This window comes from Helicobacter pylori, from assembly GCF_016755635.1.
Taxonomy (GTDB): domain Bacteria; phylum Campylobacterota; class Campylobacteria; order Campylobacterales; family Helicobacteraceae; genus Helicobacter; species Helicobacter pylori_CQ.
The window spans coordinates 948,405-961,852 of record NZ_CP051500.1 but is presented as its reverse complement, the minus strand read 5'-3'; the positions used below and the strand labels follow the sequence as shown (position 1 = coordinate 961,852).

Below are 13,448 nucleotides of genomic sequence, written 5' to 3'. Positions count from 1 at the left end.
TTGATGGCGCTAGTGTATTTAGCTCAAAGCGATACCACTATAGGACTGCTTTCTAAAGACAGCGAAAAACTCAACGCCTTAAAAGGCCGCCCTAAAAATCAAAGCGTTTTAATAGAAAGCGCTGATTTTACCACCTTAAAAAGCCTGGTGCGCGCACCCAACGCTTTTAAAAACCTCATCAGAAGAAGCGCTAAAACCACTTTTATTTATCCTAACTCTAAGGCCGTTCGTGTGGTTAGGGGCAGGCATGGGGATTTTTTAAAGCGTTTTAAAACGCTCTATAGCACCTCAGCCAACCTCACCCAATGCGCCTATGATGAAGAGATCGCTTCCAAGCTCGCTGATGTGATTGTGAGCGATGAAAGGGGTTTGTTTGAAAGCTCTAGCTCTAAAATATTCAGGCTCTATAAAGATAAAAAAGTGAGGGTGAGGTAGAAAAGACCTTTCGCATTCTGCGCGTTTTGAAAGGGGTTTTTGTGGGATTTTTCTAAAAGTTTATCATTTGTTTATCAAAAATGGCTAGCTCTTTTAAGGTGGTTGTAATATTTTTTTGATTATAATAACACCTTTATTTTTTAAGAAAAATTATTATAAGCAGGATTTTAAGAATGAATGACAAGCGTTTTAGAAAATATTGGAGTTTTTCTATTTTTTTGTCCTTATTAGGAACGTTTGAATTAGAGGCTAAAGAAGAAGAAAAAGAAGAAAAAAAGACAGAAAGGAAAAAAGATAAAGAAAAGAACGCCCAACACACTCTGGGTAAGGTTACCACTCAAGCGGCTAAAATCTTTAATTACAACAACCAGACAACCATTTCAAGTAAGGAATTAGAAAGAAGGCAAGCCAACCAAATCAGCGACATGTTCAGAAGAAACCCTAATATCAATGTGGGCGGTGGCGCGGTTATAGCGCAAAAAATTTATGTGCGCGGTATTGAAGACAGATTGGCTAGGGTTACGGTGGATGGCGCAGCGCAAATGGGCGCAAGCTATGGGCATCAAGGCAATACGATTATTGACCCTGGAATGCTCAAAAGCGTGGTGGTTACTAAGGGGGCGGCTCAAGCGAGCGCGGGGCCTATGGCTTTGATTGGCGCAATTAGAATGGAAACTAGAAGCGCGAGCGATTTTATCCCTAAAGGTAAAAACTACGCCATGAGTGGGGCTGCCACTTTTTTGACCAACTTTGGGGATCGAGAAACCGTGATGGGCGCTTATCGTAACAATCATTTTGATATTCTTTTGTATTACACGCATCAAAATATTTTCTATTATCGTGATGGGGATAATGCGATGAAAAATCTTTTTGATCCTAAAACGGATAATAAAGTTACAGGAAGTCCTAGCGAGCAAAACAATGTGATGGCTAAGATCAATGGTTATTTGAGCGAAAGGGATACCTTAACGCTCAGTTATAACATGACCAGAGATAACGCTAATCGCCCTTTAAGAGCGAATTTTACAGGCACTTTTTTACCCTATTCTTGCGGTGATTTTAACGCTTTCCCTAACGAGAAAAACCCTAGCGATTGCTTGTTTGAAAATGACGCTAGTTTGTTTAAAACTTATAGCGTCAATTTGGTGCATAATGTGAGTTTGAATTATGAAAGAGAAGGGGGGAGTCGTTTTGGTGATCCTAAATTAAAAATCAATGGTTATACAAGCATTAGGAATGTCCAAATTGATCCGCTTTTTAGGCCTAACGATATAGCGGCTATCATTCCTTTCACCCCAAACCCAGAACTTGGCGAAGAAAATGAATGCGTGGTGCAAGGGGGTATTTATGACACTACTAAACAAACTTGCTCCATCACTTTTAAAAGCCTTGGAGGAGGTTCTGTGGTGGCTAATAAAAATTTATTCATCATCAATTCCGGGTTTAATGCGAATGTGATCCACACCATAGATCATAAGAATGACAATCTTTTTGAATACGGGTTGAATTACCAAAACTTAACCACTTTTGATAAAGCGATCCCTAATAGCGAATTAGTCAAACCCGGCGATGCCCCTGATGCATGCTTAAGGGTTAGAGGCCCTAATGATCCTAACATGAACGGGCGTTGCCAACGAAATGGCGCTACGGCGAATGTGGTTGGGGTGTATGCGCAAGCGAATTACACCTTGCACCCTATGGTAACTTTAGGAGCAGGGACTCGTTATGATGTCTATACTTTAGTGGATAAAGACTGGCAATTGCACATAACCCAAGGGTTTAGCCCTAGCGCGGCTTTAAATGTCTCGCCTTTAGAAAATTTGAATTTCAGGCTTTCTTATGCGTATGTAACCAGAGGTCCTATGCCTGGAGGTTTGGTGTGGATGCGTCAAGATAATTTGCGCTACAACCGCAATTTAAAGCCAGAAATTGGGCAAAATGTGGAATTTAACACCGAATACAGCAGTAAGTATTTTGATTTCAGAGCTGCCGGTTTTGTCCAATTGATTTCTAATTACATCAATCAATTTTCTTCAACGCTTTTTGTCACCAACTTGCCCGCGCAAGATATTATTTATGTGCCGGGTTATGAAGTTTCAGGGACGGCTAAATACAAGGGTTTTTCTTTAGGCTTGAGCGTGGCGCGATCATGGCCTTCTTTAAAGGGGCGTTTGATCGCTGATGTGTATGAATTGGCGGCTACAACCGGCAATGTGTTTATTTTAACGGCAAGTTATACGATCCCACGCACCGGCCTTAGCATCACTTGGCTTTCACGATTCGTTACGGATTTGAGTTATTGCTCTTATAGCCCTTATCGTAACGGCCCTACGGATATTGACAGACGGCCTAGCGATTGCCCTAAAACGCCCGGGATTTTTCATGTGCATAAACCGGGTTATGGGGTGAGCAGTTTCTTTATCACTTACAAGCCTACTTATAAAAAACTCAAAGGGTTGAGCCTGAACGCTGTGTTTAACAATGTTTTTAACCAACAATATATTGATCAAGCAAGCCCGGTGATGAGTCCTGATGAGCCTAATCAAGACAAATATGCAAGGGGCATGGCAGAGCCTGGCTTTAACGCTAGGTTTGAAATTTCTTATAAGTTTTAAAATTTGAGCGCGTGGGGGGCTATTTTCTTTGAAGCGATTAAAGAAGTGAAGAAATAAAAACGCCCACGCAAAAACAAAAAAGGAGGGTTAAAAGAAGCGAGAATTTCATGGGTAATAAGCCCAATCAAAAATAACGCATTCTTTAGAAGTAACAAATGTATGATTTTAATCCTTTAATTTTAAACCAATTTAAAATAAAAGGTTATTTTTTGTAAAATAGGGTTGCGGATTTTAATTAATATTTTAATTTTATGTTATTTTTGATTATAATTATAATCTCAACAAAAGAGATCATACAATTAAAATTAGGGAGAGTTTAGTGAGGCAAGAAAAGTATTTTTTGACTTCTTCTTTATCGCTTTTATCGTTTTTATTATGTCCTGTAGAAGCTTTTGATTATCGCTTTAGTGGTCGTGTGGAGAACTTTTCTAAGATTGGTTTTAACAATTCTCAAATCAATACTAAAAAAGGGATTTATCCTACTGAAAGTTTTATAGATATTGTAACTTTAGCGCAAGTCAAAGTCAATTTACTCCCTAAAGGCACTGAAAACCACAGGCTCTCTGTCTCTTTGGGTGGGGCGATTGCAGCCATTCCTTATGATAAGACTAAGTATGATATTAACCAGGCTAATGGGAAGGTTTTTGGCTCAATTGTGGAGAATTTCATTGGGGGCTATCATGGATACTTTTTCAATAAGTATCTTGGCCCTGCTTATGCGGGGACTTCTCAATCAGCGAGCTATCATGCAAGGCCTTATGTGGTGGATACCGCTTTTTTACGATACGATTACAAAGATGTTTTTGGGTTTAAGGCGGGGCGTTATGAGGCGAATATTGATTTCATGAGCGGTTCGAATCAAGGGTGGGAAGTGTATTATCAGCCCTATAAGACTGAGACGCAAAGGTTAAGATTTTGGTGGTGGAGCTCTTTTGGGAGAGGTTTAGCGTTTAACTCTTGGATTTATGAGTTTTTTGCGACAGTGCCTTATTTGAAAAAGGGAGGCAACCCTAGTAACAGCAACGATTTCATCAATTACGGCTGGCATGGGATCACCACGACTTATTCTTATAAAGGCTTAGACGCTCAATTTTTTTATTATTTTGCACCTAAGACTTATAACGCTCCCGGTTTTAAACTAGTCTATGACACGAATAGGAATTTTGAAAACGTAGGCTTTCGCTCTCAAAGCATGATCATGACAACTTTCCCTTTATATTATAGGGGGTGGTATAACCCAGAGACAAACACTTATAGCTTAGAAGACAGCACGCCTCATGGCTCGTTGTTAGGGAGGAATGGCGTTACTTTAAATATCCGCCAGGTTTTTTGGTGGGATAATTTCAACTGGTCCATTGGCTTTTATAACACCTTTGGCAATTCGGACGCTTTTTTAGGCTCTCACACGATGCCAAGGGGTAATAACACTTCCTATATCGGTAGTGAAATCTCAGTAACGACCAGGCATGCCGGAATGATTGGCTATGATTTTTGGGATAATACGGCTTATGATGGGCTGGCTGATGCGATCACTAACGCTAACACTTTCACTTTTTACACTTCTGTTGGAGGGATCCATAAGCGTTTTGCATGGCATGTTTTTGGGCGCGTCTCTCATGCGAATAAAAACGCACTAGGGCAAGTGGGGAGGGCTAATGAATATTCCTTGCAATTCAATGCGAGCTATGCGTTCACTGAATCGGTTCTTCTTAACTTTAGGATCACTTATTATGGGGCTAGGATCAATAAAGGCTATCAAGCAGGGTATTTTGGAGCGCCCAAGTTCAATAACCCTGATGGCGATTTTAGTGCTAATTACCAAGACAGAAGTTACATGATGACCAACCTCACGCTGAAGTTTTGATTTCCGATCACAGCAAGTTAAAAACACTCCAAAGCATTTTTTAAAATCTAATACTTTGCGTGGCTCGTTTTGTGAAGCACCCAAACGCTAAAGACGATTGGGCTTCCTGATGTTGGGGGAGAGTTTGGTTCTTGTTCTGTGTGCCTAATGGATTTTACAGAGTTTGAACTCCAACGCATTCCTTACATCTCTCACGCATCATATCTATAAAGGCGTAACTTTGCACGCTTCCTACGCTAGATGCAAATGTATGGGGGTGTTATACTGCAAATTAGCGGCATTCACCCCAAACACTAAAGATGTTTAGGATTTCTGCTTGGGGGTTTTAAAAGCGGTTTTCTTGGGTTAGGGGGATTTAGTTTTGGGGGGGGTTTCAAAATACTCCTATCCCCTTAAAAAATGGGTTTTACCATAAAATTTAGAACCACAAAACAAAGTTTTTAACCACAGAAATCCTAAATATCTTTAGCGTTTGATCACCTTTACCATTAAAGCCGTTCTTAGGGGATAATCTCAATATTTGACAACATTTGATAAAGATTTTGGGTTGTTTTTCTAAGTATAAAAATTTTGAAGCGCTAAAGCTTTTTAAAAGTTTTTAATCAAGCGTTTTAAAATCTCAATAAGCCTTGAGAGTTAAGCTTTTTGTGAATGCTAGCTTTTAATCAAGCGTTATTAGGGGGTCAATCCCATTATTTGATAACATTTGATAGGGATTTTATGTTGTTTTTTAAGGTTGGGGTTAAAGGGTTCAATCAAAGCCTATAAAAGGCCTTGAGCTTTTTTAGAAGGCGTAGCCATAGACCCAATACACGCTATAAGGGCGGAAGTATTTCACTTCAGCGCCGCCAGCTTTATAATAAGTGTTGTAAATCGTAGGGATTTGCACACCGATTTCTATAGAATGCTGGTTATGGCTTTTTAGGTCTTTTTTCAAGATACCAAAGTTCATGCGTAAGCCTAAGTCAAACAAGAATTGGAATTTTGTCGCTGTAGGTCTGCTCGCAAGCTGAGGGCTATTTCTTAGCGTGCTGATGTAAGTATCCCCTGCGAGTTGGATCCCCCCAAAGAAGCCCGCATTAAGACTTCGGCTACCAAAAGAGCGGCTAAACACATTGTAAAGCACATCAGTCCCCACCCCATAAGTGAGCAAATTGACTTGATTGTAAGTAGGGCCATTACCCACGCCCGCGCCGTTATAGCTGAAGAAGCCGTAGTAGCGTAAGCCCACATTCTTGTTTTCTCCAAAGAATTGCTTATAACCGATTTTAGTGATAAACCCGTTAAACGCATTCACTTGAGAGCTGTTACCGGCAGCGAAATTCCCAAGCCATGGGTTAGCTTTAAGCTCGTTATTCAAAGCGCTAACTTTAGCCAAAGTGTTTGTGGTGTTGTTTAATAGTTGGGTAGAGCGCGCTTGATCAATATTCCCGCCATAGCTCACTTGATAGCCTGTTGAATTGCTGATGTTAGCGTTGTTGGCTAGCGTTAAAGCGTTTTGAGAAGTATTGACGATATTTTGCACCAAGCTAGTGAATTCCTTAGCGCTCAAATCATTCCCAGCGTTAGCAGAGTTGAAAACATGTTGCGCTAAAGCGGCGTCCAAAAACGCACCGGCAGCCCCGCTATTACCGCTTGGCCCCATAGTGATTGAAGCTTGCTTTAGGACATAAGCGATTTGTTGAGCGGTAACACCATCTCCATAAGCTTGATTAGTGTTGTTTTGAAAAATCCCACCCGCTTGGTTATTGGCGTTTAAGAACGAGTTCATGTAAGCCAAATAAACGCTAGCGGTGTTAAGATTACTGAGTTGGTTGGAGAGATTAGCGCTCGTGGTGTTGTTGTTGCCTTGAAAGATATTGTTTTTGAGGTCTTGACTCAAAGTTTTGATAGAGCTAACCATTTCGTTATAAAGAGCCAGGTTACCTTGGAAACAAGCAGAATTACTAGTAGCAGCAGCAGTAGTAGCGCCATTAGTGCTACCACATTGATGAATACTATTAGTATTCAAAGTAGGATACAAATCAATCAAGTTGCCTAATTGGTTCATAAAGAGGTTGCCTAAAGTCCCGGCGACATTGCCTCCTGTGCCTGCAATATTGATATTGGTGTTGTTTGTCGTGGTAGAGTTTAACAAGCCAGCTAATTCTTCGGCTTTGATTTTACCCGGGTTTTTCACTTGTTGGACTACCTGACCTAATTCATACCCAAAGGTCATAAAGCCCCCATCTTCTTCAGCGCCCACTTGATTGAAGCTCAAGCTCAACGCTAGGCTTAAAGGGGCTAAGAATCTTACTTTTTGAGATTGTGTCATTAAATTTTCCTTAATCATTTTGAATGGCTTTAAATTTTGTTTCATTTGTCTGATCCCCCCTTTCTTAGAATGAATACCCATAAGACCAATAAACGCTATAAGGACGGAAATACTTCACGGTAGTCCCTGCTGATTTGTAATAAGTGTTATAAATCGTAGGCACCACTACGCCAAATTCCACCGTGTGCTGGTTGTGGCGGTTGGATTTCCCGTCCAACTTACCGAAGTTCATCCGCATACCGAAGTCAAAGAGGAACTGGAAGTGCGTGTTATTGACTTTCCCATGCAATTTCACATTGGGGTCATCTCTGAGCGTGGATTGGACGGTCTCACCGGCTAATTGGATACCGCTAAAAAAGCCCATATCCACAGAGCGGTTTTGATAGGAGCGACTAAAGATGTTATACAACACATCAGTCCCCACCCCATAAGTGTATAGCCCTACATTATTTTGAGTGGATCTAAAGCCCACGCTCGCTCCGTTATAAGAAAAGAAACCATAATAGCGCAAACCGATATTCCTTTTCTTCCCAAAGAATTGCTTATAGCCCACTTTAGTGTAAAACCCGTTTAAAATATTCGTCGCACGGCTGTTCCCGGCCCTGAATTGGGGCAAGTAAGGCATGTTTCTAACCTGATTGTTGAGCGCATTGATTTTATCCAAAGTTACTTGCGCGTTATAAAGAGCGTTAGAGAGCTGATTAGCGCGCCCTTGCACAGCGTTAGCTTGGTTAGTTAGTTTGCCATCTGTAGCGCTATTAAACGCGCTCCCGCTAATGGGGTTTTTACTGAGTTCGTTATAGACCGATTGAGATTGATCAATAATGCCTTGCACCAAACCTGTAAAAACGGCTGAATTGAATTCTTTATTCCCAATGTTAGCGGCTACGGCAGAGTTGAAAGCTTCTAAAAGCAATTCATCTTGCTTGAGCAAGTTAGCTGCGTTATTGAGAATATTTTGTTGGCCTTGAAGGTAAGCAATAGCTGGTGCAGAGTAAGTTTGACCATTTTGACCAGTCGCACTACCAGCTCCACTAGTTCCATTTTTGGTCTCTAAAGCTTTATTCATCGCATTAAAAAACACATTCGCCGCATTCAAGTAGGTGAGCTGTTGTTGCATGTTGGGGAAATTGGTGTTCGTGCCGTAGTTAGTCTGGCTGCCGATCGTGCTTAAAACCCTATCAGAAAGGCTTGGGAGCCAGTAATAGCCCGCAGCGGTGCAAGCGCTTTGAGTGTTAAGAGAATTGCCACCAGCCGTCCCTGCAGCCGCGCAAGTCCCACTGCCTACCGCACCCCCTAAAAGAGCGTTCGCAGACACATCGTTACCATTGAGTTTCTCTGGATACGCCCCTAAAAGCGAATAAAGGTATTGGGAGAAAGCGTTACTCAACGCCCCTGCGACATTGCCTCCGGTGTTGTTGTTTAAAATGTTGTTCGTTGTATCAGCGTTAAGCTCTCTTGCGAGTTCGTCTCTTTTAGTGCCGCCTGGGTTTTGGACATCTTGCATGACTTGCCCAAGCTGATAACCGACGGTGAAAAACCCTCCATCATCTTCGGCATAACTTATGCTAGCGCAAAGGGCTAGACTAAGAAACAGCGTTCTATTTTTCTTCATCATGATTTTCCTTATCAATGGGATGCTCCTTGATTGAGTTAAATTTGGGATTTAAGTTACATCAGTAAATAATGCTTAGTAATACAAATTGTTAGATGTAATTGACAGTATTTTCACATAAGAAAAATTAAACTAACCTTAAAAATCCCCTTAAAGACCCCTTATAAAGCAATAAAGTTACAACAATTGGAGCGCTTTTTACAAAAAAAAAAAAACAAGATTTCATGGGGGGATTAGCCTTAAATTTTTGGGGTTTTAAAAACGCTTTTTGGCATTTTTAGGTTTTTAAACTATAATCACGCCAACGCAAATAGTCATTTTAAGTTATCTCTTTTGTTGTGAAAATTTGGAGCATGTTAGGGTTTGGGGTGATAGTGGGTGGTTACCCCGAAAGGAGATAACCAACTATGAAATTACTATTAGCAATCATAGTTTTAATGGTCCTAGCGACACCATTATACTAAAATTTTGGCTCTAGCACAAGCTAGAGTTAAAATCTTACTAGCGTTTTTTTGTATTCTTCTTACATCTCATAAAAATCCCATTATAATACTCCAATGATATGACATGGTAGTAATTCTAGTGTTAAGCGAATTTGGAGCAATTAGTAGTTTCTGATCTAATGGGTTGGGAGATTGCAGTGGGTGGCACTCCGTTAGGAGGCACTACCATGAAATTCATTTTTGTAGCGATAGTTTTAGTGGTTATCTTAACACTGCCACTTTATTAAAAACAAGCTCTTAAGAGTTCCTAGCTCTTAGGGGCTTAACTATCGCTATAATCATATCATCTTTTGCTTAAACAAACAATACAAAAACCAATTTTATTTTAAATCGGGTTTCAAAAGCCCCGCTTCATACAAAAACACCGAAGGCTTATGCTCTTTAGGTTTGGCGTTTTCTCTCAATTCGTTTTTCGCATAAGAAAGCCATAAATTTTCCTTAGCCCTTGTGATAGCGACATAAAAAAGCCGCCGCTCTTCTTCAATACCTCCACCGGTATTCATGAGCTTATGGTTAGGGAAACGGCCCTCCATTAAATCTATAATATAAACATCTTTAAATTCTAAGCCTTTAGAAGCATGCACGCTCAACAGATTCACGCCACAGCCTTGCGTGGCTTCATTTGAGCCTATTAAAGTGCCGTTTAAAAAACGCCCTAAATTTTGGTAATTTTTCGCTAAAGAACTCAGCAAGTCCATTTTTTCATTGAAGCGTTTTTGTGCTTGGAGTTTTTTAAATTCGTTATAAGAGCCGTCCTTATTTTTGGATCGCTCTTTTAAAAGGCGTGTTTTAAAGGTTTGAAAAAACGCGCTTTCTAGAATGTGTTTGATTAAAGCGCTAGGGGAATGAATAGGGGCTTTGGTATAAAGAATGAAAAAATCGCTGAGCATTTTAGCCCCATTGAGTGAGATTTTAGAATGCATCAACACCGGGTGCGAATGAAACGCCTTATCCATCACGCTATTAAACCTTGAGCTGTTTTCTAGGGCAAAAATTTCTTCAAAAAGCCCCATGGAGGTGATTTCTTTTTTCTTGGTGTAAATTTTAGCTTCTTTGCTTGGGTGGGTTAGGGCTAGTTTGAGATCGCCATTGCCTAAAAGCATCAAGGCTTCATGAATGTCTTTAGCGGTGTTAGAGCCAATATCGCTGATATAGCTTAAAATGTGAATCGCTGCCATAATGTCTTTAGGGTTAAATAGTAGCGCGCAAATATCTAACGCTAACGCCACTTCTTTGGATTCAAAAAAGCTCGCGCTCCCTTTTCTTTTGCTTGGCACATTGTGGGCTCTTAAAGCGGCTTCTAATTGATCCGCACTGGCGTTATTCCTAAAAATCACCGCCACTTCTTTAAAATCCTTCCGCATCACAATGCGTTTAGCGATGTCTTGGCATTGCGCGATATTGTCGTTGTAATTTAAAAGCGTGGGTTTATTGAATTTCCCTGATTTCACCACTTCTAAATTTTTAGGGTAAATGCGCTCGTTATGCTGTATCACTTGATTAGCGAGATCTAAAATCTCTTTAGAAGAGCGGTAGTTTTTGGTGAGCGTGAAAACCTGGGCGTTTTTGTATTTTTGAGTGAAATTAGAAATGATAGAAATATCCGCCCCATTAAAAGCGTAAATGCTCTGATCGTAATCGCCCACGCAAAACAAACTAGGGGGGTTGATGGCGTCTAAAATGGATTCTTGTAAGGGGTTAGTGTCTTGAAATTCATCGCAAAGCACTTCTTTATAGGGGCTGGGTCTTTCTAGCATCGCCTTTTTAAACAGCAGCAGTAAGTCGTTATAGTCAATATAATCATGCTTTTTTTTAGTGTTTTCAAACTCTTCTAAAATGTTTTCATAAAGGGCGGCGTATGGCGTGTGTTCAGGGTTTTTATGAGAAAGCCAAGCGCTAAAATCTTCTTGTTTTAGAGCGTTAGTGTAAAGAGAATAGAGGGCGTATAAATGCTGCGAAGTGTAGGGCTTTTTATCGTCATCTATGGCGTTTTTAGTGTCCACAATGCTTTCTAAAAGCTTTCTCAGTTCCTTAGGTTGTTTCAGGCTTAAGTTTGGGTAATGCTCTTTTAAGTAGCGATACGCCACCGCATGGAAAGTGCCCGCTTCAATTTTGGAGCTTAACTTGGAATATTTAGCCACCCTAGCGATCATTTCATTACTCGCTTTATTGGTGAAAGTCAAAAGCAAGATTTCTTCAGGCTTGATGCCGTTATCTAGCAGGTGTAAAATGCGCCCCACAATGGTAGAAGTTTTTCCCGTGCCAGCGCTCGCAATGATTAAATTATGCCCTTGCAAAGCCGAAGCCGCTTTTCGTTGCTCAGGGTTTAATTGTAAGGTTTCTAGCAAGTTTTATCCTAGTTTAAAAAGTCTTTAGGCAAAAGGGCGTTTTCTAAAGAGCGCTGCGAAAACAAAAAACGCCCGCCGCACACAAAGCCCAATTCTTGCCAGTTGATAGCGTTGAGTTTATCGCAGAGGCTTTGTAAATCCAAGTTTTGGTTATAAGGGAATAGCGCTAAAATAGAGCCGTCATAATTAGGGCATTGGTGGATGAAAAAAGGGTTTTTTTGGCGCGTTTTGGTGTTGACATAAATGCGTTTTTTAGGGGATATGTGATGCATTCTACCCCATTCAAACCAGTTGGCTTCATTGAATTTTTTGATCTTTCTTTGCATCAAGCTATCTTTATGCTGGAGTAAATAATCATTAGGCTTATTGACAAAAACCATTTTTTCTAAAACATTGGTTCTTTTCGTGATTGAGGTGACAAATTCTAAATTCCCGTATTTTTCATTTTTAAAAATCTTATCGCACCCGCTCACTGCCCCCACTTTAACCTTAAAAACCTCGCTTAATTTTTGCGTGTAAGATTGGTTGAGGAAATATAAAATGCCTTTTTTGCACACGAATTGCAAACAATCGTTGGTGATTCTACTGAAATTGCCTTTACAAAAACGAAAAATCACGCAATTAGGCATGGCGTTTGGGAAAATCTTTTGATCGCCCAGTTCAAAAAAATGCGTTATCGTGCCTTCTTGGTAAATCCATTCGTTTAATTTCACGCTAGAAGTGGATTTTAAAAAATCCCTTGGGGTGATGAAAATCAATTCGCCTTTAGGTTTTAAATGCTTGATCGCTTTTTCTATGAAAAACAAGTATAGATTACTCCTTTCATCAAAAAGGCTGTAATGGAGTTTTTCTTTTGTGCTTGGTGCAATATCCTTGTGTTTGACATAGGGCGGGTTACCGATAATGGTGTCAAATTGATTTTCTAAAGGGTAGTCAAAAAAGTCCATGCAAAGGGCATTTTTAGGGCAGATTTTAGGATCGATTTCAATCCCTACAGCCTTTTTAAAGCACTTTAAAAAACTCCCATCGCCCGCGCTTGGCTCTAAAACACTCCCATGATTTTGTTTGAGAGTGAGCATGAAATCCACTATCTTTTTAGGGGTGAAAACCTGCCCTAAGGTTTTAATGTCTAAATTATTCAAAAAATTCTCCAAAAACTTCTCTTAATAAATATTAGCCCTTAGAGTTACACTTTTAGCTAAAGCGCTTAAGATGAAATTTTTACTTCCATCAAAGTCTCTTTGAACGATTTCTCTGTTGTTATCCCACTTGCATTGAAAGGGCAAGTTATTGGGCTGAAGAGTTTGAATGCCTTTTAAGGAATTGATAAAAATATCTTTAGGATCGTTTTTGTTGATAATTAAAAAATAATAGTCCCTATCGGTGTTTTTGCCTAAGTCTTTATGCAGTTTTTGAAAGTATTTTTCCCATGCGATTTCGTTATTAAACTCCGGCAATAAGCCGCACAACGCGTAATAAATCCCTAATTTACCATTAAGATTGTCAGCGGTTTTTGTGGTGGTGGTTTTAATATTAACAGGATAAAAAATCTTATTTTCTTCAAAACTAAAATCCCACCACTCTCTGGCTTTTGGCAGTTGGATAGGAAAATAATCCTTAATGATATTTAAAATTTCTTCTTCATTGACAGATGAATTTAAGCGTCCATCCTGTAAGGGTTGAGACAAATTATAGGGGTTTATTTTTAAAAATTCTGCAATCTCATTAAGCTGTGTGGGTATCATTAAATATCC

8 protein-coding genes are annotated in these 13,448 nt (G+C 39.9%); 3 read left to right on the top strand and 5 right to left on the bottom strand.

Annotation, left to right across the window (positions count from 1 at the left end; translation table 11 throughout):
• Nucleotides 1-3 precede the first annotated feature (3 nt).
• The 3 genes from HG567_RS04455 (at nucleotide 4) to hofG (ending at nucleotide 4,914) form a co-directional block, all read left to right on the top strand.
• Entirely contained in the window at nucleotides 4-435 is a 432-nt protein-coding gene (locus HG567_RS04455; RefSeq protein ID WP_202163685.1) for a Sua5 YciO YrdC YwlC family protein, read from the top strand.
• A 173-nt stretch (nucleotides 436-608) separates the two neighbouring features.
• The gene (locus HG567_RS04450; protein ID WP_202163684.1) at nucleotides 609-3,050 is read left to right on the top strand and encodes a TonB-dependent receptor; all 2,442 of its coding nucleotides are present in this window, start codon (nucleotides 609-611) and stop codon (nucleotides 3,048-3,050) included.
• A gap of 319 nt (nucleotides 3,051-3,369) precedes the next feature.
• Nucleotides 3,370-4,914 carry an outer membrane beta-barrel protein HofG gene (gene hofG / locus HG567_RS04445; protein WP_187917917.1) on the top strand — a complete coding sequence of 515 codons (1,545 nt, stop codon included), beginning with the start codon at nucleotides 3,370-3,372 and terminating at the stop codon, nucleotides 4,912-4,914.
• A 784-nt stretch (nucleotides 4,915-5,698) separates the two neighbouring features.
• Here the strand turns inward: hofG and alpB are convergent.
• From alpB to HG567_RS04420, 5 genes are all read right to left on the bottom strand, one after another.
• Entirely contained in the window at nucleotides 5,699-7,273 is a 1,575-nt protein-coding gene (gene alpB, locus HG567_RS04440; protein WP_202163683.1) for a Hop family adhesin AlpB, read from the bottom strand.
• Nucleotides 7,274-7,292: 19 nt separating this feature from the next.
• Nucleotides 7,293-8,846: a Hop family adhesin AlpA gene (alpA, locus tag HG567_RS04435; RefSeq protein WP_202163682.1), complete on the bottom strand. Its 1,554-nt coding sequence runs from the start codon at nucleotides 8,844-8,846 to the stop codon at nucleotides 7,293-7,295.
• A gap of 820 nt (nucleotides 8,847-9,666) precedes the next feature.
• Nucleotides 9,667-11,694, bottom strand: a complete 2,028-nt coding sequence (locus HG567_RS04430) for an ATP-dependent helicase (RefSeq protein ID WP_202163681.1) — start codon at nucleotides 11,692-11,694, stop codon at nucleotides 9,667-9,669.
• Between the two features lie 8 nt (nucleotides 11,695-11,702).
• Nucleotides 11,703-12,848 carry an Eco57I restriction-modification methylase domain-containing protein gene (locus tag HG567_RS04425; RefSeq protein ID WP_202163680.1) on the bottom strand — a complete coding sequence of 382 codons (1,146 nt, stop codon included), beginning with the start codon at nucleotides 12,846-12,848 and terminating at the stop codon, nucleotides 11,703-11,705.
• 9 nt (nucleotides 12,849-12,857) lie between these two features.
• Nucleotides 12,858-13,439, bottom strand: a complete 582-nt coding sequence (locus tag HG567_RS04420; protein WP_202163679.1) for a restriction endonuclease — start codon at nucleotides 13,437-13,439, stop codon at nucleotides 12,858-12,860.
• Nucleotides 13,440-13,448 lie beyond the last annotated feature (9 nt).